The sequence below is a fragment of the Nonomuraea glycinis genome, from assembly GCF_035920485.1.
Classification (GTDB): Bacteria; Actinomycetota; Actinomycetes; order Streptosporangiales; family Streptosporangiaceae; genus Nonomuraea; species Nonomuraea glycinis.
The window spans coordinates 1583418-1607842 of record NZ_CP109166.1; the positions used below are offsets into that span (position 1 = coordinate 1583418).

Sequence of the window (24425 nt, forward strand, 5' to 3'; positions counted from 1 at the left end):
AACCTGTGTAAACGCCCACTAAGCGAAAGCAACCCTTATTAGATCGTCCACTGAATTTAGGTCACGTCGCCCTGCAAGATACCCAATACCCCGGTGCATGTGCATAATGAGAATCCTCTCGCAAGCTTCTTCGGTCGGTTCGCTACCATCACGCAGACATCGAGATCGAATCAATGCCATGTAGATGTCTCCGTAAAATCCAGCGAAGGTTCGCCAAGACATCTCGATGTTAGAATCGGCAACAACATTACGTACTAGCGGGGGAGTTCCATCCTGCAAAGAAACAACTAGAGCCCAGCGGCACAGAACGTTCCAGTTCTTTATGCCAGTGACTCGTTTGAGCTTGACCAACTGGTCCTTGGCTGGTTGAGACAATCGGATCGTGTCAAGCGACATACCGAGTCTTCCCCCATCCGTATCCGCGTTCGATCGTGGTTGTGAACGTCGTGTCGTCGTGAACCAAGGTGTATGTCTGGGCTATCGAAGGAATGAGCCGCTTCAACAGCTCATCATCGATCTCTTCATCCGTCGACAGTAGGAGTACCTGGTGGCTTGCTTGCGGGAAGTATCGTTCAACGAGGTTCTGTCTATGCCGACTGTCCAGGCGGCCCAGTGGAGTGTCGATGACACTTGGGAGCCTGTTACCCGCTACACGCGCTAGCCCCCAGAGGAGAGACACTGCCAAAAGCTGTCGCTCACCGGCGCTCAGGCGCGCAGGATTGAGGTCCTCTCCGTCCGCATCCATCAAGGTCAAAGTAAATTTGCTGGTGTCGATCCTTAGGTCCTTGACCAGCCGATCCTTGCGCATTAGACGGTTGAAACTGTCGAGTACAGCAACCTCCAACCGACTGATATGACGTTGCAGCAGGAGCTCTCCGAATTTTTCCAGAGTGTTTCGAGCACGGTCGGAGTATGAAACTACACGGGTACGGTGCTCAATCTCAGCTAGCCCCTTGGCCCGTTTGGCATAGGCCTTCTCGCGAGCGGCCTGAAGCTGCGCATGTTCACGGACACGTGCGGCATGAGCCTCCTCCGTAGCGCGGAGTTCCCTATTTAGGTCGTCCACCCGCTGACGGACCTTATCCTGGCGGGCGATCAAGTCCGCGATCGCATCTTCGGCTGGGACTCCTGCCAACTGCCGATCTAGCGCATCGAGCTGTGCCCTGAGCTCACCCGACTCATCGAGCACCTCTTTCGCACGTCGACACTCACTCTCAAGAACATGCTCAAGGGAGTTGATTTGCTGAATTCCTGTTGCGGGCATCTGGATCATTCTAGGAACATCCGCGTCAGCTGCCCGCCGGGCGCGATCCTCCTCCATGAACTGGGTGATGTGCTCAAGCCCATCATTCGGTACTCCATTGCCCAGTAGCGCGAGAAGTTCCTTGTCCCGCTGATGCAAGGCTTCGAGCAGCTGCTCCGCGCGGACAGCATCCTCCTCTCGCGCTACCTGTGCACGCAGACTCTCCAGCTGTTCCTTGAGGAGGAGAAGTGGAAGTGGGCCAGCGGCGACGGTGTTGGCAAGAGTCGCGCTCACAGCTTCAAGCCGACTTTTGGCCTGTGCCTGTTGCGCTTCCAGCTCAGCCCGACGACGGAAGAGATCTCCGCCTTCCTTGGCGAAAGCGGCCTCGATAACTTTCAGCTCTTTCTTCTCGTGGAGGAGACCTGCCTTGGCGGCCGCCACCCGCTGATACGCGTCGGCTCTGGCTACCTCGTTTTCCTCAAGCTGCGCTTCGATGGTAGCGATCAACTCCAGTGCGGCCTTGTCCTCTCGACTCACCTTCTGGCGCCTCTGAAGGGCTAGGAGGTCAGTACGAAGCTGTTCGACCGTGCTGACCCCTAGCAGCGACTGGACCGCCGACTCAATGACGGGCGCGGCGCGCTCGGGATCGGCCAGCGATTCGATCTTCTCACCATCGAAGAAGAAGAGGGATGCGACTTCCAGCGGAAGTAGATCCTCTACATAGTCTGCCCATGTGTCGCTGACGGTCTTGTCGTGTTCGCCATTGATGAAGACCGCCAGTGACTCTCGGAGAGTCTTCCCCGTAACCGACCAGTGTCGTTCGATGCGATAGTGACGCTGCTGCCCTTCAACCGTGGTCGAGAACCAGAGCTTCACGCCGGCCTGCTTAGGCGCCGCCTGGCGGTTTACACTGTCCCGGAGAAAAGCTTCGTAGGGGCGGTTGCCTCTACTGCTACATCGAGCGCGGGAGCCGTACAAGGCAAGCTGGATCGCATCCAACAGCGTTGTCTTGCCGCATCCGTTAAGGCCCCCAATCAAAATGATCGGCTTGCCAGGCTTGGGGTTCAGAGAGAGACGCTGAGTGCCAAAGTACGCTCCGAAGTTCTCGAGGGTGATCTCATGCAGGAGCATCGGTGCCCTCTTCGTCCAATCCGATCAGGTCCGGGACCATCTTGTTCTGCTGGTTGTGCTTGGCTAGCTCGACTGCGTCCTCCGCATCCGCGTAGTAGCCCCTCTTGATCGACTTCTCAAGTGCTTCGAAGAGGCCGGAGCGACGAGTCATCGTGCGGAATTTCCGTTCGACCGCAAGGAGCTCACGCATCGTCTCGAAGTGCAGGTCGTCTCCGTCACAGACCTCACGAAGCAGCTCTACCTCATCCGCGGCCACTGCGAGGTGCTGGTCGAGCGGACCACCCGGGAACTCTTCACCGGTCTCCTGCTTGTAGATCTGAGGTAGAGAATCCTCTACCTCATGCTTCTCGAAGACCCAGATGCGTCGGACCTCATGCAGTTCGTCCATGGTGATGAGCTCGATGCCCCGCACATGCTCGGGAGCGTTCTGCCGAATCCAGGTCTGAGCGTTGAGGAGTTTGCGGAGCCAATCCTCACGAGCCTTCTGGGTGTACGGCCCGGGAACGTTTCGATCGTGGAAGAGCTGAATCGTGCCGTTCATCTTCCGGAAGTCACGTAGGTGGCTGTCGTCGGGAGCGTCGAGCTCATCGCGTAGCTCCAGGAGCGGAAGCATCCACTCCTTCTCCTCGTCGTTCTGGATCATCGCCGACATGGACTTGTCCTTATCGACAAGGGTGCACGTCCAGCAGCCGAAACGGCTGTCACCGCAGGAAGGGGTGGTGTTGTCGACTACGAGTGGGCATTCGCCGTCGCTTGAGGCCCCTTGATACATGGTGAGGAGATCCTTGTTCGGATGCCCCCAGGGGTTGGGCTGCTGCATCAAGAAGGTCCAGACCTCGTCGTTGCTCCAGGCTTCGACAGGGCTGTAGACCAGGGAGTTAGGAAGGTTGCCGTTGGGCGAGAGACGGTCACGGACACGACGCTTCTCGTGGCGCTCCATCACTCGGGCACGGGCCTGGCTCTCAGCCTTGCGGATGCCCAGGACCAGAATCGCTTCCCCATGGTCGTGAACGACCCGGCGAATAAATGAGTTAGAGGGCTTGATCTTCAAGCGTTCGGTGCACCAACGGAATTTTGGCTTCGGTGCGGGATATCCCTTACCGATCAGGGATACCCAGAACGTGTCCTTCACATCAGGCACTAGCCGATTCGGCTGGATGGGAAGCTGCTGCTTCTCTGCCGCTTTACGCATGGTCTCCAGCGACTGGGTGACCCAAGCAGCAACAACCGGATTTTCAACGAGGGTGTCCGTGCTGATGACGTAGACCGGTTTGGTGCGCTGATCGGGCTCTAGCCCCTGTAGCGCCATCCACACGAGTTCAAGCACCGCGGTGGAGTCTTTGCCACCGCTGTAGCCCACTACCCAAGGGACCTGATCGGCCAGGTACAACTCACGGATCTCCGCAGTCAGTTCATTCACGACAGCTGCGAGCCCGCCCTGGTTCTCAAAGGGGGCGGCGCGCCGGGTAGGCGTGTTCAGCATGACGGCACTGCGCGTCGGGGTGCTCATCGCTCTCCTCGCTGGTAGGCGTCTTCTGCCTGCTGCTCGGCAGCAGTCAGTTTGAGACCGAGCTGCTTGCGTAGATAATTCACGGTAAGTACGACGTTTTGGTGGTTTTTCGAGACACGACCACCGATGATCGCGCGTCCCTCCCAGTCAGGATTGGTTCGTGACCAGTCCACGTCCCGAAGCAGCGCCAGCCTCGGCTTCCAGTCCTCTGGATCAAGGGAATCGCGAAGTAGTGTGTTCCCCAGCAGACCCATCGCATGGAGTGCGATCCCATGCGTGTGCAGGTACTGTTTCCGCATTTCGGAGGCTGACAGAGAGCGCCTCCGCACCTCTCCCCAGTCGGGAATCAGATCGTCTACAGCTTCCCAATAGCTCCACGACACATGTTCCGCGTCCTTGTTATTCGGCAGCTCCAGCCCCTGAAGAAGAGCAGTGATCGCTGAGTGCAGGGCGCTAAGCGTGAAGAGCCTGCGTGATCGAGCTGAGAGGTTGCTGCTCTCCATTTCAACAAAGTTGCGGAACACCGGGCACTTCAGCGCGAGTAGCCGTGTCAGCTGTGAAAGTTCGTCTCGATGATCATAAAGGACGCCTATGGAGCGAGCCGGCCGCACGGCATGGCGGTTCAGGTCAGCGAACATTTGCTGACTGCGTTCGAGGCCAGCGTCATGGAAGAAGACGACCGCGATGGTCTCGTCACCGAGTGACGGGTTCTCCTTGAGCGCTGCCTCGATGGCCGCGCGCCGATGCTGGCCATCATTGATCAAGAAGCGCGAGGCCATCGGGATGTGCAACTGGCCGATCCGCAGGCCTGGGCCTTGCTCCGCTACCCCCACGAAGCGCATAGCGCCATCGACGGAGGCGGTGAGCGCAGAAAAGACGTAATCGTCAGGGTTCTCTAGGATGTAGCGCGCAAGCGCGGGGACTCGTCCCTTGTTCAGAACGCGCTGCGCGCGCACTTCCGGCGCTAGCTCGTCCTCATCGAACAAAAAGATCTTGGGGATGAGGCGCATCGGACACATCGATACGTAGTACTCATTCCCCGCCTGCACACCGCGGATGGCTGGGAAGACGTACTCGAAGCCCGCAGTCGTGGTGTCTCCGCCTTGCTGAACCAGCGCGTGTGTTCCCACGGGGTCCACGGTACCGTAAGTACGTCTGTGTTTTAACGTACACACGTGACCTGGGGCCAACAAGATGAGAGCTGGTGTACACGTGGTCACCTACCTGGATGCCGCTGCAACGACGAGAGTACTCCCGGAGGTCGCCGAGGTCGTCTTGCACTGGATGTCCCAAGACTTCGGCAATGCGGGCTCGCGTACCCACGAGTACGGGACCCGCGCTAAGAAGGCGGTAGCCCGCGCTCGTGAAGGCATCGCAGCCCATCTCGCCGCCCGCCCGGATGAGTTGATCTTCACTAGCGGCGCAACCGAGAGCAACAACATCGCCATCCTGGGCCTGGCTCCCTTCGGGGCCAAGCATGACCGCCGTCATATCATCAGCACTGCGATCGAGCACAAGGCCGTTCTGGAACCTCTCGAACACCTGCAGTCACAAGGCTTCGAGGTCGAACTGATCGAGCCTGGGTCATCTGGTCGCGTGAGCGCGGCAGCTGTACTGGAACGCCTACGTCCCGACACACTGCTCGTCTCTGTGATGCAGGTCAACAATGAGACTGGCATCATCCAACCAGTTGCCGAGCTTGCGGAGCATCTCCGCTCCACTGCCACCTATCTTCATGTCGACGCGGCTCAGGGCTTCGGCAAGCTGCCGGACGACCTTCGTGCACCGATCGACCTCGTCAGCTTCAGCGGGCACAAGATCGGCGCTCCCATGGGAGTCGGCGGCCTGCTCATCAGGCGGCGGGGGCGCGACTCCGTACCACTGACCCCGCTGATGTACGGAGGCGGTCAGGAACGCAAGCTTCGCCCCGGCACACTGCCCGTTCCACTCATCGTGGGCCTATCCAAGGCTCTTGAGGTGTTCGAAAGCGAGCGTGCAAAGTGGTTGGAAGCGGCTGGCGCGTTCCGCTTCCGGCTGTTGGAGGGACTTGGCAAGACCCAGTTCCACCTCCACGGCGACCAAGAGCACGTAGTCCCACACATCCTCAACCTGTCATTCGAGGGCGTGGACACCGAAGCCCTGATCTTGCAGCTGAAGAACTACGCTGCGGTGGCCACAGGGTCCGCCTGCACGAGCGCTTCCTATACCCCGAGCCATGTCCTGGCCGCGATGGGCTTGCCGGAGGAACAGGCCAGCAATGGCCTGCGTCTCTCTTGGTTTCCCGAGCAGGCACAAGAACTGGACGTCGACGAGTTCGTAAGCATCATCGCTGAATATCAAGCCGGCATCGCACCGGTTAGTTCCTCTTGATCAGGCGGTGACCACGGAGCTGACGGCCGCAGCGGAGCAGCTCGGCCTCCCAGCCCTGCTCTGATCCGATGAGATGCGGCTTGGCATATAGGCCTGCTCGCAGCTCACTCTCGGTGAGTCGCCGGTACTTCGGTGCATCCGGGTCCTCCGGGTGGAGGAACTCATGTTTGCGATGGAGGAGAGGTCTGTTCTCCGACTGCTCGTAGGACATGTGCGAGGTCTTGAAGGTGGTGAGATCGACCATGTACGACGATCGCAGCCGCGGATGCGGATCCGTATCGAATTGGGGATAGTCCAGCCAGCTCACTCCCCTCCCCTGATGGCGCAGCTTGGCCAGAGTCCACTCCTGCGGGCACCCCACTGCGAGCGAAGCGCAGTGCTCGTATAGGCGCAGCACGACAGGCATGTGATCAAGCGCCCGGCGATGCACGTACAGGGCTGTTGGTGTGAGCTTGCCGACCTTCGACCCGTTCATCGCGCCCCGGACGTAGGCATCGTCACGCAGCTTGAGCAGCAGACGGTCGGATCGCATACATGCTTCTTTGTAGGAGCTGAAGAAGGCTCTCACGTCGAGCTGCACGGAGAGCGGGAGACATCCGAAGGGGCCACGCCCATTGAACAGCTCGACACCGAGAAACAGCAGCGTGGTCAATGTAGACCTCTTCGCGCCTTCCGCGATCTTCTCGGGGTCGGCCGACGCCCGGACGATCCGCTGCAGTTCTGTTGTTCTCAGGTGGGCCAGCAGCTCCGCCATCAGCGCCGGCATTTCCTCGACGCGTGGCACTCGCCCACGTTGCTCCGTGTAGTCGACCACAGCGGCAATCGCCGACGCCGCGTCGTCGGAGGCCAACCAAGCGGCGGCAGGTGCGATCCGACGAGCCAGGTAACCCAGGCGCGCCTCGTCACGCTTAAAGGCGTAGACGACTCCGGGAGTCGCAGAAACACAGCGGATACCTGTGACGTCCTCAACGTAACTCCGGAGCTCGCCAGCGCTGAACAAGTGCTGAAAGGTTCGCCGGCTGGTAAGGACTCCGTCACCGAAACCCGTGCCCTTGACCTTGGACTTCTCCCAAGTGAGCCGAGTGGAGACCACCAGAGTCTCCTCTGCCAACTCCCATGCCTCGCGGAGGGTACGACGCCGTTCCTCAGGGTCCTCAATGATGTTGAGGACGTAGGTCAGCAGCACGACATCCGCTGGATCGAGGCGACCGTCGGGATGATAGTGCGGGTCCCAGCCGACCGCCCTCATGGCAATCCCTTGAAGAGCCCGTACGTCATCCCCCCGTCCACACCCGTAGTCAAGGACAGAGGAGCCAGGCGTGATCTGCTGATCCACCACAGCCTGACGTGCAGGTACCGAGAGTCCTGTCCTGCCAATCGCGGTCAGGCGGCGCTCGGTAACCCAAGCGTCGCCCGTCTGCTCAGTGAAAGTCACATGTCCATCATGGAGTTCAGAACTCCGGAGGGCTGAAGAATTGGCCTAGCTCTGGGGGAAGCCCTTCTGACCTCTGATCCCGATCAGCTCGCCGTACCATCTCCAACAGCACATCCATGACCCGCGACTTGCTCGCGTTGATCTCGCCTTGAATGTGGTTGAGACCGCCGTTTGCATACTCTTCGAAGATTGCGACCCGCTCGCCGAGGCGTTCCTCACTCAGGATGGAGGCATCGCCAGGGTGCTCCAGGACCCCAAGACAGTCGATGAATGCTTCAGCAGTCGGAGAACGGCGAAAGACTTCGTATCGGATGGGTTCCCCGGCGTCGCTGAACTGCTCTCTGCGCTCATGGGAATAGCCGACGGACGCCGCGAAGAGTAAGGTCGCGGCCATATTGGTGAATGGCCCGTCGCCGTCCTTGCTCAGCTGCTGAATTAGACTCTCGTGCCCCTTGGGCCGACGAACTCGCTGCTCGCTAGGGATCGTCATCATGGTGCAACCTCGGTGAACTCCGCGCCGTCGAAGGAGGAACCCAGCACCTGGTACGGGTATTCCCTTCCGTTCACAGCGATCTTCTCCGTAACGTCCTGCACGTCACTCTTCGTCGTATGGGTTGTAATCACATACTGCTTACCCACACGCCTATGCAGTGAATTCTCAGCGACCCCTTCAGCCTGAGCCTTACTGGACAGAACCACCACCTGAGAGGTCATCTCCGGGAGGAACCTGGCGATCTGCCGACGGTAGTCGTCGTCCAGGTTGCCGAACACCGCATCCATGACGATCGGATACTCGCCGCCGACACCTCCGAAAAAGGGGTTCGGATTCGTAGCGGCGTCCCGGCACTCCTGCGCGACAGCGCCGACGAAAGAGAGTGAGAGCAGCATGTTTTCACCAGTGGACTTGGGGGCTGGCATCCTCTCGTCGCCTACTCGATCCCAGTACTCCAGCTGGAATCCCGACGTAAGTTCCGGCTCGTAGTTCTTCAGCGACGCCTGCTTGAACAGGGTCCGGATACGGGTGTCCAGACGGCGGCGGATGCTGTCGGACAAGAGCTCAAGGATCTGTCGAAGCGCGCTCTCGGTCTCTCGGATCACGGCGATCCGGCGCTGAATGCGCTGGTTGTTCTCGTCCTTAACTTGGACTTTGTCGACCTGCTCCTCTTTCTGCTTTTTCTGGTTGGCCAGGAATTCGATATTCTCGTCTATCGTACCGAGGCGTCTGCTCGTCTCGCTTAACCTGTCGATCATCTTGCTACGTCGCATTTCAATTGCGCTGATATCTTCCTGCGGCAGCCTCTTGATCTCGAGGGAGACCTCGTTAAGCTGCTCAACCAGTATGCGCCCTTTGTCGGATGCCTCCCCGATCAGGCGATCGGTCTCCGCCAACCGGTCCATCGTGCCACGACGCCGTTCCTCCAAGCCTGATACAGCACCGCGAAGCTGATTCCATGCTGCCTCCACCTCCGCAAGGCCAGCGCGCGCACGCCACGTCTCCAGTGCTGCTCGCTCGCGCGAGCCTTCGGTGAGATGGGTACCGCAGATGCACTCACCCTCTATGAGAAGGTCTTCGATGAACGTGAGCTTCAACGGTGCGGGCAGCTCACCGCGCTCCCGCAGCGCGTCACAGGCAGCGATGATCTTCTCGGGCAGATCGGGTAGAAAGGCCAAATATGCGGAGTCTGCCAGCACCCGAGAACGCTCGTCTTCGAGCTTGCGCAGCGATTCATGGGTGCTCTCACGTTCCCGTTCCAAGCGCTCGCGCTCTAGCTGAAGTTGCTTGGCACCGTCCAGAGATTTGAGACGTGCCGCGAGCAGTTCGATCTCGTCCTTCAGGTGCTGAACTTCAGTGTTGAGAGACTCCTTTTCCTGTTTCTTCTCTTCCGTCTCTTTGAAGATGGCATCGATCTCAGCGGTCAAGCGCTCGGCGAGTTCACTATTGGCACCCTCAGACTTCAGTTGGTGACGCAGCTTATTCGCCGCGGTGGGAAGATGCTTGAGAGCTCGCTCAAGCTGCTCCAAGCCGAGGAGTGTCTTGATCGCATGTTGAATCTCGGCATAGGCCTCCTTGCGGACCAACTGCTCGATGCGCTCACCGTTAACGAAGAAGAACTTGCTCAGGCGCTCGGGCAGCATCTTGTCTATGTGCCCCTGGGAGCTCTTGAGCTCTTTGGTAGCGCCCGTGTCGTCACGCTCGAGGAGGAGGAGCTGCGCCTTGGGCAAACGTTGATCCGAACTCTGCTTTTCTGCTGTGAGAAACCGACGTGCAGTGTAGGTGCGGCCTTCGTGTTCGAACTCAACGGTGACCGACATGTCCACCGACGAGCCGAGGCGGGCTTCCTGCCAGATCCGGTTGTTGATCAGCCTATCCTGCTGCTCAACATCTGCGCTGAGGCGTCCGTAGAGGGCCCAGGTAAAGGCGTTGAGAAGAGTCGTCTTACCGCCACCATTGGTGCCGTATACCAGCGTGACGTTGTGCCCTGGCTCCTGAGCGAACGAGATCCGGTTGCGTCCGCCGTACGGTCTGAAGTTCTCGAGCTCAATCGACAACAGCTTCACTTGATGATGCCCTCAACCTTCCGGATGATCTGGTCGCTCACGTTGCGCACCACCGTCGCGGTATCTCCTAAATGCAGGTTCTCCTTCTCCAAGGTCAGAACGTCTACGACAAGCTTCTTCGCCTCATCGCTTAGCTCCGAATAGATACGACCGACAATCTCGCGCTCGTTCTGGTCGCTCACTGTCTACTCCCCACCCTTCATACATCAAGAAGCTGGTAATGATCGCGCAGATCCCTTAATTTGGCGAGGGCTTCGCCATGATTCTCCGCATAACCGGCAAATTCGACGCATCGAGCCAACTCTCGGCGGAAGAGCCGACGCTCGATTTCGAATAGGGCGGGATCTTGCGGGGGTGTCACCACGAAATCGATGACCTCTGCGAGGCTCTTCCCTGGCGCCCTCCGAAGGATCCGGCCGCGACGCTGGATAAATTGTCGAGGGTTCGTACTACTCGCGAGCATGTAGGCGACGCGAGCATCCGGGAGGTCGACCCCCTCGTCCAGACAACGCATGGACACAAGAACCTGTAGGTCACGTCCAGTCGCAAACGATCGGAGCAGGTCTCTGCGTTGCGGCTTGTGCTCCCTGGAGGTGAACGTATGAGCCCTGAGACCCAACTCCTTGCCTGCTAGCTCGATGACTTGCTCGACCTGGCGTGGCCCGGTTCCGCCGTCAATCAGTGGTGTTCCGCCCTCAGCGCAGTAGACCAACTGGAAGAAACTGTTCCTGTGTCTTTCCAGCGCCTCCCGAAGGGCTGGCATCTTAGCCCGAGCGTGCCCGAGGACCTTGGATCGCATCCCTAGTAGCATTCCGAGCGGTGAGTTGTCATCCTCGCTCACCGACTCGGGCTCTTGGGATCTCATAAGCGCGCCAATCTTCACGGTGAGCTCGGTGTAGTGCTCTGCCTCGTCATCGCTCAGGGGAACGAGGACGGGGTGGTATCTGTACCTCGTCAACGCCCCTAGGTCGATTGCCTCCTTGAGACCCAGCTCGATGAGAATGTCCCCAAAGTAGTCCTTGAGGGCGTCCGTGCCGCTCGGGTCGAACCATCGCTCCGGTGTGGCGGAAAGCGCGAGGCGGAACTGGGCATGTGCCGGCAATGCCGTCCGCAGATGTTCTGCTCCCAGATGGTGCGCCTCATCGGCGATGATCAGGAGAGGCAGATCGACGGAGGCGAGGAGCCCCTGGAAGGATGCCGCACGGAAGGTAGCATTGGTGACCACCAATGTGATACTGCCTTCTCGGCGCGCCCGAAGAGCGGCTAGCGCATTGCGCGCCGCCGGCTCCCACGACGCGGCCAAATCGCGGCACTTGATCGGTACAACGCCGAAGTTGCGAAGCTCTGCCGACCACTGCTCGACAAGGTCCAGGAGCGGGACGACCACCACCGTGACCAAGGACAGATCGCGAGCATGAAGCTGTCGCCCCATCTGGTCGAGCGCCGCCAATGCGGTGATCGTCTTTCCAGTGCCGGTAGCCATCTGGAGCATGCCACGGCCATTGGCGCTCAGCCACTTCGCTATCGCAGTCTTCTGGTAGTCCCGCAGCTCGACATCATGCGGTAATCGCGCCCATCCCAAGGTCGTGAGATCGGTGGACACGACCAGCGGCTCAGGACCTTTGGCTCCGGTCGACAGCTCGCCGGCACGTTCGCCCAATGCGATGAACCGCTCCTTCGCGACAGCGGGGAAGTCGAGAATCTCGAGCCTTGGCGTGTGTCCGGCCCACAACTCATCGAAGTCGGATCGGAGGACGTCCACCCGGCCCTTATCGTTCTCTTCCCACGATCTGAAGACCTGGATCGATTCGAAGTTGTCAAGGAAGGCGGAGCTGGTCTCGTTCATGGAACCGGTGAATGCGACGGTGTCCCCGTACTTGTCGGAGATGAGACCGATCTTCTCGTGGTAGAGCGCGAGGCCTTCCCTGCCATGGACGATGGCGATCTTCACATCCAGCACGTCTTGAGCAATGAGATGGCCGAGGAGCCCAAGCCCGGCGAATTCGTTCCGTGGACGCTCGGTGTCTGGGTCCAGCTCACGGAGCACCGCCTTGGCGATGGTCTCTCGGTACGCGTACCCAGCGCGCATCTCCTCGATGTCGCTGTCCGTCAGATGCGGACTGGCTATAAGGCGAATACGACCGTCGTTACGCTTGAAGCCTTCCAACCCGCGAGCGACCAGTGCGAGAGACTTACTAGTGAAGTACCCGACTGCTCGGTCGTATCGGTTTGCGAGTGAGAGGCTGGGGACATAAAATTCGCCTACAATGTTGCTGCGGTCGCTCCTGTAACTGTCCTTGATAGTCAAGGCGCGCAGCATGTCAGCCATCACCGGCCACCAAGCGCAGTGAAAAAGTCATCAAGATCAGGAACGGAATCAAGTGCTCGAAAGGACTTACTCATGGTGTAGCCCTCCACAATTTCGGCGATGTCAAGGTCGCCGCGAGCACGCAGGGCTAGCACGAGAGCGTCCCACGAGGTTTCCACAGAGAGTGCGAGGGCGCCGGCTACGGCTGTTCGCAGGTCCTCTCCGCTCAATCCCCGTCGGATACCTGTGCGAAGCGCGATCTTGTCGTCCTCGGTCTTACTCCAGGCGCGGATTAACCGAGCGCGAGCCGCGCCATGGTCGGTTGGTGCGAGCCAGACCACATCTCCAATCTTGGCCTGAAGCTGTGTGACGAGTGAACGGATGCTTCCGAATTGCGGCTGGGGCGCTGTCCAGGAGATGCGGATTTCCTGTGCCAGAGCGGCAAAGACGCGTTCAGTCCCCTCTGCGACTTGGAACAGGGCCATTACACCACGTGGCGCCGTAAAGCCTGACCCGCGCAGAATCTCCTTATTGATGTCTATACGGAACCACCACTGTCCCCTGAGGAAAAAACACCGACGAGTCTCTCCAGGGGGCGACATTCTGCGCGATGCCTGGCTTGGCCCGCCATCTCCATTCCCTACCAGGCTGATCCACCCATCCCTACGAGAGAACTCCCGCCGCGCCGCGTAGGCCCGAACACTGGCTGGCGAAACACCAAACTGTTCAACAAGTTCATCAACCACGTCGGACAGCCATGCTCTACCGCTACCGCGTTCGATGCGTTGAACAATTTCCTCGCGAATGCCCTCGTAGGTCTCAAGATCCCACTCGGGCAAACCGTAAGAATTGGGACCGACCCTCGCAATCCGATCGTCTTCCTGCAGTCGATTGCGTAGCGATCTGATCGCATCGACCTGAATCCGCTCTGCGATCTCTTCCACACTCAGAGGGCGTCCTACCGCTTTGAGTACGGCGACCGTCAGCTCAGGTTGGGACGCACCCTTACGAACCACCAACTCCCCAAGCGAACGGAGCCCGCAGTAATCTAGCCAGCCAGCCCAGTCCGTAGCGTCCAAGAGCAGCTCAGCGCGGATCTGATCCAGAGATGGACCTTGCCCATCGGGCAAAGAGCAATATACGGCTGCGTGAAAGGTCGCATCACGAAGATCCGACAGCGATGTCATCGCCAGCCAAGGTTCATCGATATCAAGATCAGGCAGGAGCATCCCGAGGAAAGCAGACAGCTCTAGACCGAACGGCTGGATTTCGGCGGAAAGATCGCCGATTCGCTCGACCGTCTGCTCAATCGTCATGAGCGGGGATGCGTTTACGCGAACTTCAGCGCTCAGCTCTGAGATACGCTCCGCAACGGCCGTCTTTTCGCGCCAGCGGGCGAAGTTCTCAACCATTTTTCTTTCAATCTGACGAACCCTCTCACGGCTCACACCGAGCTCGTTTCCTAAGTCATCAAGGTTCCGGTCACGGCGGATCACCCGGTGGCGGAAGATGAGCCGCTGCCGCTCATCCAGGGAGTCCGCCCATAGTCCCAATAGTACGCATAGGGTAACATCGCCGTGGTACACCTGTTCACTGTCGCTTTGATCTCTAGTGATAGCTTCCGTCAGCGAGATAAGCAGGGCACACAAGATGTCGACGAGCGACTGCCTACCGCAGGTGCGGAGGTTTATAAGTTCGGATACGGCCCAGTGCAGCAACTCCCTCGAATCACCAATGGCGTTGTTGATCAAAATGTTGCGCGCTCGCACAGTCCTACAATGCTGCGTCACATCCCTCGCCGCCAGATCTGGCACACCTAGGAGTTGCCCTAGAGACTCCGGGCCCTCGTATGACGCCAACTGCCCAGCATAGGCTGCTAGCAGTTCTTGACGCGCATCCGAAGCTGCGGCCTTCAACGCTTCCTGCATGCCACTGAAGGTCATGATCTACCTCCTCAACAGCAACTAGGGACGGCGGCATGTCTAGCGGGGCGCACTGACATTTCCTGGAGGGTTTCTCCATAAGCGAAGGACACCGACCATATGTACCAAATATGCCCCTTGATCTACCAGCTATCCTTAGCTCAGCATTGCCACACTTGAGGGTTGCCGACAAGCGGGGCTGTGAGCGAGCGAAGTGCTGCCCTCCCCCACTGAGCAACCGCCGCGATCGACCAGGAGCGCCAACTGCATGTCACAGATTCCCCTCTGGGGGGAACCACCCTCAAGTGCGGACCGCGGAACTGAAGCGCCTTCGGTGGAGGAGTTTCTCGACCTGCTGATGCGTCCAAGCCCCAAGATTCCTGACATCCAAATCCCTGCTGAGGAAGTCCTACGCGACACCAGGACCGTCCGACAGTGGGCACTCGAACATGGCATTGATCTCGCCACCAACGACCCTATCCCTGACTACGTCCTTACCGCTTACAAGCGTGCATGCGTAGACCCGTCGCCATTCTGACCTTCGACAGCTACCGTGGCATCTCCGGCGCGACTGGTGCCTCGCACATAGCTTGCCGATGGCAACCGTGCGTGGGCCCGCGAGCACCGGCGGGCCCAGAGCATTTCTTGACGTTGGACGACCTGACACCATGACGGCTCCCGACCGATACGCCGGTTCCGGCTGACCGTACCAGCCGGAACCGGCTCGCCTATGTAGCTCTGGGCTCTAGCTAGTTATGCCCGCGCCACCACGCGCGCAACACGATCGCCACAAACTCGGCGACAGCAAGGACCGCGGCTACGCTGGCCTGGCCCACCCACACCAGGAGCACTGGGGCAGCTACGACCACGAAGAGCGCGGCCAGGTCCACGAGGGACTTGGCCTGAGTGTTCATGTGACTGAGTTCGGATGACGCCTTCTTGGCTTTCGGCCCGGCGTCTTCAGGCATGATGGTATGCGGACGGAGTTCGGTCATCGTGACCCTTCGTTTCGAGAGGGCCCGTGTGACGCGCCGGTCAGGTTGGACGCCAGCGTCGGCGTGACACGCGGGTCTTCATGCTGTCTATTGCAATCCAGTCTCGCACACGTACAAACCCCCAGGTCACGCATCTCTTGCATTCTGATATTTAGCGTCCATAAGGTTGATATGAGGATGAGGCGTGAGGGGTGGCACCGAACTCGCTACGATGTTCACCGAGGTGAATGAGTTATGGTGAAGAAGCGGCTCCGTCTCCCATCCCTTCCGGAAGGGAGACAGCTTGACTTCTTTAGAGCTATGCAGAAGCTTGTCCTTGAGAGCGGTGACCCATCTGTTGCGGCTATTGCCAAGATCGTGCACTGCTCTCACCAAGCCGTTTACAAGGCTCTGACCGGTCCAAACTTACCGAGCCGCACCATCACTAAGACTCTTGTGGAGGCGCTTGCGGGGCAGGAAGCGGCGAAGGAAATCCTTCGCCTCTGGACAGATGCAGTCGACGAGTCGCGGAGTGTAGATTCCACACCTCCCGATCAGAAACATCAGAAACCTGGTCCGGCCCACCAGCAACTCCTGACTGTGCTGGGTGAACTTCGTAACAGGTCGCGGTGGAAAGTAGAGCTACACGCGAACCGAGCAAGCATGGGGCGATCGACGGTGTATGCGATCCTGGCTGGACGCTACCTGCCTAGTTGGACAACCCTTGAGCGACTAGTGAGTCAGCTTGGTGGCGATCCCGCCCAGTTTCGACAACTATGGGAACTTGCATTCGACGAACGTCGAACAAGGCGCCGCGGCCAATAGAGGCTTCTGCTCACTCACCAGGTTCTTCCGATCGCCATCTTGACGTTCGTCGCTCTGATGGCCGATCCCTGGATCGCCAGGCTGACCACTCCCGACCGAACTCGGGAGATTCTGGCCATGCGGCGTGGCTAACCAGCGAAGATCTGGGCGAGTCAGTTCCAACTGCAGTCGCCTGCCTATCGCGTAAGGGAAGGCCATCGCGGCGCTTTCTGACGAAAAACCGGTTCAGCGCAGGGCTGCGGTGAAGGTGCGGCCGTGGGCGTGGCGGGTCGTTGCCTGGACCAGGGTGCCGCCCGGTACGCGCCGTACCGTCACCCCCTCGTCCGCCGAGTCGAGCCTGAGGCGCGCGCCGTGGAGAACGACGCTGACGCGGTCGCGCTTCATCGTCGGGTCAGACAGCGCGACGACAGTCCGCGAGCCGTACCGGACGATCACCGAGGCGGGACCGTCGATGAGCAGCCGCTCGGCGTGGCGTGGGCCAGCGGTGAAGACGTTCGCGGCGACAATCCCGAGAGTCTTGTGTTTGATCGCCTGCACGTGCCGGTCGTTGGCCAGGACGACCAGCGGGCCGTCCGCGTAGCCACGCAGGCGGCTCTCGGTCGCGTTCGGGACCAGGGCGTAAGCGAGGGCAGGGGCGCGGTGGGTGACGGAGGCGGTGAAGACGTTCTTGGTTACGTTGGTGTCGGGGTTGGACGTACGGACGAGTCTGCGGTTGCGGGTCACCACTTCCAGCCCAGCCTCCACTGCCTGTCTGGTGAGGAAGGCGTAGCCGACTGAGGTGCCGCGGGTGGCATTGGTGTAGTGGAGCCAGCGTGGTGGGGCGGTGTCCCCCGCCTGCCACGCCCGGCCGTTCCAGGTCGAGCCGGTCAGCGTGACCGTGTCGTTGGGGGCGGCTATGCGGCTATCCACGGTGGTTATCGCGTCGCGGCCGGCCTGGCCGGAGACGTCGGCGGCCAGGACCACGATCTCGTCGTCGAACATGAACCAGGACTTCGTCGCGCGGGCGTTGCGGTAGGCGATGAAGTCGTCGGGCAACAATCCTGCCTGTTTGGCGGTATACGCGGCGTCGTCCGACTGCACCATGCCGGCCACGCCGTACGCGCCGAGCGTCGCGCCGCCGGAGAACACGTTCCCCGCGCGAGGAAAGTACACGTAGGTGTTCTGGGACTCGGACGAGGAGGTGAACTGAAGCGGGTGACCAGGGTTCTCGTACCAGGCTTGGCCGTACAACTCGGGCACGGTCCGCCGCTCCTCCACCGGCGCCGTGACCCCCGCCAGCCGGTACGGCGACACGGCGGTGTAGTAGTCGACGCCGAAGACCTCCCGCTGGTCCTCCCCCGCCAGGTAGAGGTAGTACGCGCCATCGCCCTGGAACCACGGCATCAGGTTCTCGCCGGACATGTACTCGTACTTACTGATCCGCTCAGAACTCCGCGCCAGCGCGAAGGCATACCCGGGCCGCCGGTGCACGGTCCGGTCCATGGCGTTAAACGCCACACTCCGCGCAGCCGGGTTCAGGTCGGCGGCCGGGATGGCGGGGTCAGCCCGGATGGCCGCGTACCGGGCGATGCTGACCGGGGACACAAAAGCCCCCGTATCAGCCTCCGGCAGGTGCTTGACGTACTTCTTCAGGGCGAGAGCGGCGGCGGAGTCGACGTGGTCGGCCAGGTCGGCGATGGCCTCCACGATCACCCCGACGTCGGCGTACCCGGTGTTCGTGCGCGAGACCGCCCGCCCCTTGACGATCTCCATCATCCACCCCTCGAAGATCAACGGGGCGAAGCCGTCACTGATCCACCGATACACCACCCCGCCCAGCTCGGACCCGCCCCCGAGCACCTTGAGCGTCTGCACGACCCGGGTCAGCAGGGCCCGCCCGTACGACCCGGTATAGGCCACCGAGTGGTGCTGGATGAACGAGCCGTCACGGTAGTACCCGTCGGTGACCCCATGCTGAAGGTGGTAAGGGTCGATCATGGCGAAGACGGTCGCCTGGTCCGCGATGGCCTTGGCGACCCGGGCGTCGTCGCCGGTGAGCGCGCCCTGCAGGATCCGGTTCCCGGCGATGTCCGCCAGGTTCGCCCCGGTATGGAAGCGCGAGTCAAGATCAACATCGCCGTCCTTACCGTTACGCAGGTACGCGTCCATCGAGGCGATGTACGTAGCCGTCAGGTCCGCCGGCGCGGCCAGCAGCACCAGCGTCCTGCTGACGTGCGTGGGAATGCCGATCTCCCAGCTGTGCCAGTTCCCGTAGTAGCCCGCCGCCTGGTCCCCGAAGTACCGCTCGTGCAACCACCGCAGCCCGTCCACGACCCGCCGCTGAACGGCGCCGTCATCGACGAGCTCGCCACCGGGCGTCCGTGTCGCGAGCGCGATCTCGTACAGATATTGGTACGCCAGCCGCAAGTTCGCGTCGTTAGCCCCGAGGCTCAGCCCGGCGAACAGCTCACCGTCGCCCGCCTGATCCATGGCGGCCAGCCGCTGACGGGCGGTCCGGGCCATCGCCGCGAGCTTGGCCGCGACCTCAGGCCGCGCGTTGACCTCCGGCGTGCCGGCGAAGATCGCCACGGTGTTGGCCAGCAACCGGGCGTGATCGGTCCCCCCGGCATGCGCGGGGACGGCCGCGGCGAGCAGCCCGGCGGCGGGAAGCAGGGCGAGAACCTGACGACGAGACATGTACGGCACGGCGAGCTCCAGGCCGTTGAGGGGTGCTTACGCTACATGATCTTCAGTTGTCAGCCCTGGATTGACAAGGGGCACGCCCGGCAACGCCCGTCCGTGCTCGCGCTCAGCAACCCGGCCGGTTTTAGCCCTATCAATCATGATCAAGACTCATATGATGCAACGAATACATACTTTCCGTGAATCGGAGTGAATGGCATGTATGTACTTGGCATCTCCCGTGTACACGACGCGGCGGCGGCGCTGGTGCGCGACGGCGAGATCGTCGCCTTCGCCGAGGAGGAGCGGTTCTCCCGGGTCAAACACGACGGCCGTTTTCCCGCCCAGGCGATCAGGTTCTGCCTGGAGCAGGCCGGAATCGGCCTCGGCGAAGTCGATCATGTGGCGTTCTACTGGCAGCGCTGGCGGGAGGCCGCGCACGCGGCGAAAGTGTTCGCCCGCTACTTCCCCGGCACCCTCGACGTGTTCCGCAACGAGCGCGACAACGGCGCCAAGGCGGCCGGCCTGGTCGAGACCCTGCGCCACGGCGGTGGCCCCAAGCGGAACGACGACTACCACGTCGGCGGCGCGGTCTTAGCTCACATCAAGCGCACCTACACCCTCGCCGACGACGTCAAGGCCGCCGTCGGCCACACCGGGCCGACCACGTTCAAGGTCCACCTCATCGACCACCACCGCTCGCACGCGGCCAGCGCGTTCTACGTCAGCCCGTTCGACAGCGCCGCGGTCCTCACCATGGACGGGGTCGGCAGCGACGGGACGACCACCTGCCTCGCGGTCGGCGACGGCAAGCGGATCAGGGACCTGAAGCGCATCCGGTATCCGCACTCGCTGGGCGCCATGTACGCGATCGTCACGGGCTACTGCGGCTTCTACTCCACCCTCGACGCGGGCAAGGTGATGGGCCTCGCGCCGTACGGGACCGACACCTACGTGGAGCGGTTCGCCGAGCTGCTGCACCTCACCCCGGACGGCGGATACGAGCTGGACCTGAGCTATTTCCAGCATCACCGCAACGGCAAGCACATGGTGTCGAAGAAGTTCATCGACACCTTCGGCCCGCCCCGGCCGCAGACCAGGATCACCCAGGACAATCCTGTCCCGCAGCACTACATGGACATCGCCTACGCCCTTCAGGCCACGCTCGAACGGGCCGGCCTGCACCTGGCCCGCTGGCTGCACCAGGAGACCGGGATGACCCGGCTCGCGGTGGCCGGCGGGGTGGCGCTCAACTCCGTGATGAACGGCCGCATCCTGCTGGAGACCGGGTTCGAGGAGTTCTTCGCCCAGCCGGCCTCCGCCGACGACGGATCGTCGCTCGGCGCGGCGCTGGAGGTGAGCGTGGGCCGGTTCGACCGGCCCAGGCCGACCACCGGTTACGTCTTCACCGGGCCGGAGTTCAGCGAGGAGCGGATGGAGCAGGCGTTACGCGACGCGGGCGTCGAGTACGAGCGGGTGGACGACATCGCCCGGCACACCGCGGCGGGGATCGCCGAAGGGATGATCGTCGGCTGGTTCCAGGGCCGGATGGAGTGCGGTCCGCGGGCCCTGGGCAACCGGTCGCTGCTGGCCGACCCGCGCGATCCCCGGTCCAAGGAGCGGATGAACGAGAAGGTCAAGCATCGCGAGCCGTTCCGGCCGTTCGCGCCGTCCTGCCTGGCGGAGCGGTCCGGCGAGTACTTCGCCAGTGACCATCCGTCCGAGGTCATGCTGCTCGTCTTCGACGTGCTGGAGCACCAGCGGGCCGTGGTGCCCGCGATCACCCACGTGGACGGCACCGCCCGGGTGCAGACGGTGAGCCGCGCCGACAACCCGCTCTACCACGAGCTGATCACCCGGTTCGACGAGCTCACCGGGGTGCCGATGCTGGTCAACACCTCGTTCAACGACAACGACGAGCCGATCGTGTGCACTCCGGAGGACGCGGTCGCCTGCTACCTCAAGACCGACGTGGACGCGCTGGCGCTCGGGCCGTTCTGGGTCTGCAAGCCGGCCGACGCATCGGACGCCGGCCGATGACCCAGGTTCGCCCCGCCCGCCGCGACGCCTGGATCGCCGCGGCCTACCGGAGCCGGAGCTGGCTGTGGCTGGTGTCCGGCGTCCCGACCGCCGTGCTCGCCGGGCTGATCCTGTTCGTGCTGCCACCCCAGCAGACGCTGGGCGACCTGGCCGACTGGGCCTTCCGGCTCAGCCCGTTCGTGTTCGGCGTGGTGACCGTCGCGCTGCTGCCCCTGCGGCGGTTCGGACCGCCGCTGCTGCTGGCCGCGGTCGTCTTCTACATGGGGTTCCTGGACACCGGGCTGGTGCTGCGGATGCTGCCCTACGGCGCCGCTTCCGGCGATCAGCAGGACCTGCTGTTCCAGGCCATCTACCAGTGGATCCTGCTGACCGTCACGTTCGTCGTGCTGCTCGGGCTGCTCGGCTACCGGATGGGCGGAGCCCGTACGACGTCGGTACTCAAGCTGGGGGTCGCCTCGATCCTGGTGGTCATCTCCGGGCTGAACGATCTCACGTTCTGGTTCAGCTACGACTGGCCCGACGGCCCGCCGTCGCACCTCGACTACGCCTCCCACATCATCGTCTTCACCGGTGGACCGCCCAGCATCGCGACCGCCGTCGTGTTCATGGTGGTCCATCTGGCCCTGGCCGTCGCGGTGTTGTCGCTGCCGCTGGGCCGCTACGTCGAACAGGCGGTCGCCCGGCACCAGAAAGCCCAGGATTGACAAGAGGCACGCTGGCAATTGGTCATAGTGAAGGGGGAGCCATGATGACCGAACGCCGGGACTCTCTGTCCCCATCGGAGCAGGCGACCATACAGGAGCTGCTCGACAGCGACCGAAAGCAGACCACGGCCCGCATCGCGATGCTGCGCAGCGACCTGGACGAAATCGCCTCCTCCTCGGCGTTGACCGGCGCCGACGACGAACACGACCCCGAGGGATCGTCCACCGCCTTCGAGCGGGCCCACGCCCAATCCCTCCTGGATCAGGCCTTGAACCATCTCGGCGAGCTGGACCAGGCCGTCGAACGGCTGCGCGACGGCAGCTACGGGATCTGCGTGAAATGCGGGCACCGCATCCCCGTCGAACGCCTGCTGATCCTGCCCGCCGCGAGAACCTGTGTCCTCTGCGCCCCCCGCCGCCGATGACTTTCGCCGCTTCCGCTGGTCTACTTCACCATCACGGAGAAAGGAAGCGACCCGATGACCCACACCCTTGAGGTGCCCGGCGGCATCCTGCACTACGACGTACGCGAGGCGGAGGGGACCACCGAGCCGCCCCTGCTGCTGATCGGATCCCCGATGGACGCCACCGGGTTCACCGGCCTGGCCGAACGCTTCCGCGATCGTACGGTCGTCACCTACGACCCGCGCGGGATCGGCCGCAGCGAGCGGACCGACGGCGCGAGCGAGTCGACGCCCGACCTGCACGCCGACGACCTGCACCGGCTGATCGACGCGCTCGGCGGCGGGCCGGTGGACATCTTCGCCAGCAGCGGCGGCGCCGTCAACGGTCTCGCGCTGGTTGCCGTCCATCCGGAGCAGGTCCGTACGCTCGTCGCCCACGAGCCGCCGGTCGTCCAGACGCTGCCGGACCGGGAGCAGGCGCTGGCCGCGGTGGCGGACATCCGCCGGACGTACGAGCGGGACGGTTTCGGGGCGGCGATGGTGAAGTTCATCGCGGTCACCAGCATGCGCGGCGGCATTCCCGCCGATTTCGCCGAGTTGCCCATGCAGAGCCCGGCCGAGATGGGCATGCCGGCGGAGGACGACGGCTCCCGCGACGACGCGCTGTTCGGCCAGAACCTCATCACCTGCACCCACTACGAGCCCGACTTCGAGGCCCTGCGCGCGGCCTCGACCCGCGTCGTCCTGGCCGTCGGCGCCGAATCGGAGGGCGAACTGGCCCACCGCTCAGGCGTGGCCGCCGCCGAACGACTCGGCACCCAGCCCGTGGTCTTCCCCAGCCACCACGGCGGCTTCATGGACGGCGAGTTCGGTATGAAGGGCGACCCCGACGCCTTCGCCGCCACCCTGCGCGAGGTCCTGGCCGGGTAGGCGTGATCCGGTCACGCCACTGATCGGCCGAGCCCCGGCGTGACCGGAACTTCGATGATTCCAAAGAGCGTGTTTGAGAAGAGTGTTTGGCGTGACGCCGGGACGAGAGGCGTTGGTGCGTCGAGCAGGAGGTGGCATCCGTAGCTCTTCCGGAACAAGGATCCCGGCCGCTACAGTGACGCCTGCCCGTGATCACGATCATGACCTCGGGGCAGAACGCCTGGAAGGACGAGGAGATGGCGCGACGTGCAGTAAGGACGGGTGCCGGAACGCTGGCGGTCGCGCTGGGTCTGCTGGTAGCAGGCACGTGCTGGCACACGCCCGTGGTGATGGCGACGCCGGTCGCCCTCACCGGCCCACCTGCCAGGCCCGCACTCCCTGCAGACGCTCCGCCCTTCGGAAGTGAGCTGCGCGGACCGTTGAAGGGCCACACACGCGGCATCAGCGCGCTCGCGATCGGCGAGCGTAGCGACGGCACCCGAGTCATCGTCTCTGCCGGCTTCGACAAGACGCTGCGGCTGTGGAGCCTCGACACGGGCAAACCGCTCGGCAAGCCCATCACCGGCCATCACCGGCCTGCGTACGACGTGGCGATCGGTAAGCGCAGCAACGGCACCCCTGTCATCGTCTCCGGCGGTGAAGACGGCACCGTACGGATGTGGAACCTCGACACCGGCAAACCCTTGGGCAAACCACTCAGAACCGGGCACGCGCTCGTCCACGCGGTCGCCGTCGGGAAGCGCAGTGACGGCACGCCGGTCATCATCTCCAGCGGCGAGGGCCGCAAAATGGTGGCGCTCCACATGTGGAACCTGAACACCGGCAAGCTCATCGGCAAGCCGTGGTGGGGGCACTATTCCGGCGTCATGGACATCAAGGTCACCAAGCGTGCCGATGGGAAGCCCGTCATTGTGACCGGCAGCACCGACTCAAGGATGCGGATCTGGAACCTCGACACGCGTAAACCGATCGGCAAACCTCTCAACACCTGCTTCACCTGCATGGTGTACGGGATGGCGATCGCGGAGCGCAGCGATGGACAGCGCGTCATGGTCTCGGCAGAGGTCCCGAACTTCCCCCTGGACGAGGGAAGCCCACCAGCGACGCTGCGCATCTGGAGCCTGGAGTCGGGCCGGCCCCTCGGGGAGCCCCTGACGCATGAAGGAAACGCCCACCACCCCTTCGTCGTGACAACCAAGGACGGTGACGGCACCCCGGTCATCGTCTCGGGTGGCAACGACCGCAACGTGGTGGTGCGCAACCTCGACACCGGCCGACCCCTTAGCGGCCCCTTCACCGGCCACACCGACAACATCAGCGCTCTGGCTGTGGGCACACGCGAGGACGGCACCCCCGTCGTCGTCTCCGGCAGCCTCGACACCACGATCCGGATGTGGAGTCTCGCCTGA

General features: G+C 62.2%; 19 protein-coding genes. 7 read left to right on the forward strand and 12 right to left on the reverse strand.

Features of this window, described 5'->3' with window-relative positions:
- Positions 1–18: 18 nt before the first annotated feature.
- The 4 genes from dndE to dndB are packed head-to-tail and all read right to left on the reverse strand — an operon-like array spanning position 19 to position 5014.
- The gene (gene dndE, locus OHA68_RS07325) at positions 19–396 is read right to left on the reverse strand and encodes a DNA sulfur modification protein DndE (RefSeq protein ID WP_327106918.1); all 378 of its coding nucleotides are present in this window, start codon (positions 394–396) and stop codon (positions 19–21) included.
- Positions 386–2374 (reverse strand): DNA sulfur modification protein DndD, encoded by a 1989-nt coding sequence (dndD, locus tag OHA68_RS07330; RefSeq protein WP_327106919.1) that lies wholly within the window; start codon positions 2372–2374, stop codon positions 386–388. Before dndD ends, dndE begins: the two co-directional genes overlap by 11 nt.
- Complete coding sequence (gene dndC / locus OHA68_RS07335) at positions 2361–3884, reverse strand: DNA phosphorothioation system sulfurtransferase DndC (protein WP_327106920.1); 1524 nt, start codon at positions 3882–3884, stop codon at positions 2361–2363. The genes dndD and dndC overlap by 14 nt, the downstream gene beginning before the upstream one ends.
- Positions 3881–5014 (reverse strand): DNA sulfur modification protein DndB, encoded by a 1134-nt coding sequence (gene dndB, locus OHA68_RS07340; RefSeq protein ID WP_327106921.1) that lies wholly within the window; start codon positions 5012–5014, stop codon positions 3881–3883. Before dndB ends, dndC begins: the two co-directional genes overlap by 4 nt.
- A gap of 82 nt (positions 5015–5096) precedes the next feature.
- Between dndB and dndA the strand changes: the two genes are divergently transcribed.
- The gene (dndA, locus tag OHA68_RS07345; RefSeq protein WP_327106922.1) at positions 5097–6254 is read left to right on the forward strand and encodes a cysteine desulfurase DndA; all 1158 of its coding nucleotides are present in this window, start codon (positions 5097–5099) and stop codon (positions 6252–6254) included.
- On the opposite strand, the gene OHA68_RS07350 is transcribed toward dndA, so the two are convergent.
- The 7 genes from OHA68_RS07350 to OHA68_RS07380 all read right to left on the reverse strand — a co-directional run bounded on the left by OHA68_RS07350 (position 6241) and on the right by OHA68_RS07380 (position 15473).
- The gene (locus OHA68_RS07350) at positions 6241–7689 is read right to left on the reverse strand and encodes a DNA phosphorothioation-associated putative methyltransferase (RefSeq protein WP_327106923.1); all 1449 of its coding nucleotides are present in this window, start codon (positions 7687–7689) and stop codon (positions 6241–6243) included. The two genes, dndA and OHA68_RS07350, sit on opposite strands and share 14 nt — an antisense overlap.
- Before the next feature lie 16 nt (positions 7690–7705).
- Positions 7706–8182 (reverse strand): DNA phosphorothioation-associated protein 4, encoded by a 477-nt coding sequence (locus OHA68_RS07355; RefSeq protein ID WP_327106924.1) that lies wholly within the window; start codon positions 8180–8182, stop codon positions 7706–7708.
- A complete protein-coding gene (locus OHA68_RS07360) occupies positions 8179–10248 on the reverse strand; it encodes an AAA family ATPase (RefSeq protein WP_327106925.1) in 2070 nt (689 codons plus the stop codon). The genes OHA68_RS07355 and OHA68_RS07360 overlap by 4 nt, the downstream gene beginning before the upstream one ends.
- On the reverse strand, positions 10245–10430 hold the full coding sequence (locus OHA68_RS07365; protein ID WP_327106926.1) for a hypothetical protein: 186 nt from the start codon (positions 10428–10430) through the stop codon (positions 10245–10247). The genes OHA68_RS07360 and OHA68_RS07365 overlap by 4 nt, the downstream gene beginning before the upstream one ends.
- 17 nt (positions 10431–10447) lie before the next feature.
- Complete coding sequence (locus OHA68_RS07370) at positions 10448–12577, reverse strand: DEAD/DEAH box helicase family protein (protein WP_327106927.1); 2130 nt, start codon at positions 12575–12577, stop codon at positions 10448–10450.
- Positions 12577–14499 carry a sigma factor-like helix-turn-helix DNA-binding protein gene (locus tag OHA68_RS07375; protein WP_327106928.1) on the reverse strand — a complete coding sequence of 641 codons (1923 nt, stop codon included), beginning with the start codon at positions 14497–14499 and terminating at the stop codon, positions 12577–12579. The genes OHA68_RS07370 and OHA68_RS07375 overlap by 1 nt, the downstream gene beginning before the upstream one ends.
- A gap of 728 nt (positions 14500–15227) precedes the next feature.
- Entirely contained in the window at positions 15228–15473 is a 246-nt protein-coding gene (locus tag OHA68_RS07380; protein WP_327106929.1) for a hypothetical protein, read from the reverse strand.
- Positions 15474–15773: 300 nt separating this feature from the next.
- Here OHA68_RS07380 and OHA68_RS45295 point away from each other — a divergent pair, with 300 nt between their 5' ends.
- Complete coding sequence (locus OHA68_RS45295; RefSeq protein WP_407674427.1) at positions 15774–16277, forward strand: helix-turn-helix domain-containing protein; 504 nt, start codon at positions 15774–15776, stop codon at positions 16275–16277.
- Between the two features lie 225 nt (positions 16278–16502).
- Here OHA68_RS45295 and OHA68_RS07385 read toward each other — a convergent pair whose 3' ends face one another.
- Complete coding sequence (locus tag OHA68_RS07385; protein WP_327106930.1) at positions 16503–18953, reverse strand: polysaccharide lyase family 8 super-sandwich domain-containing protein; 2451 nt, start codon at positions 18951–18953, stop codon at positions 16503–16505.
- 204 nt (positions 18954–19157) lie between these two features.
- Between OHA68_RS07385 and OHA68_RS07390 the strand changes: the two genes are divergently transcribed.
- The 5 genes from OHA68_RS07390 to OHA68_RS07410 all read left to right on the forward strand — a co-directional run bounded on the left by OHA68_RS07390 (position 19158) and on the right by OHA68_RS07410 (position 24425).
- Positions 19158–20978 carry a carbamoyltransferase family protein gene (locus OHA68_RS07390; RefSeq protein WP_327106931.1) on the forward strand — a complete coding sequence of 607 codons (1821 nt, stop codon included), beginning with the start codon at positions 19158–19160 and terminating at the stop codon, positions 20976–20978.
- Complete coding sequence (locus OHA68_RS07395; protein ID WP_327106932.1) at positions 20975–21682, forward strand: hypothetical protein; 708 nt, start codon at positions 20975–20977, stop codon at positions 21680–21682. The genes OHA68_RS07390 and OHA68_RS07395 overlap by 4 nt, the downstream gene beginning before the upstream one ends.
- Positions 21683–21723: 41 nt before the next feature.
- The gene (locus tag OHA68_RS07400) at positions 21724–22107 is read left to right on the forward strand and encodes a TraR/DksA family transcriptional regulator (protein WP_327106933.1); all 384 of its coding nucleotides are present in this window, start codon (positions 21724–21726) and stop codon (positions 22105–22107) included.
- Positions 22108–22161: 54 nt separating this feature from the next.
- On the forward strand, positions 22162–23016 hold the full coding sequence (locus OHA68_RS07405) for an alpha/beta fold hydrolase (protein WP_327106934.1): 855 nt from the start codon (positions 22162–22164) through the stop codon (positions 23014–23016).
- A gap of 188 nt (positions 23017–23204) precedes the next feature.
- A complete protein-coding gene (locus OHA68_RS07410) occupies positions 23205–24425 on the forward strand; it encodes a WD40 repeat domain-containing protein (protein ID WP_327106935.1) in 1221 nt (406 codons plus the stop codon).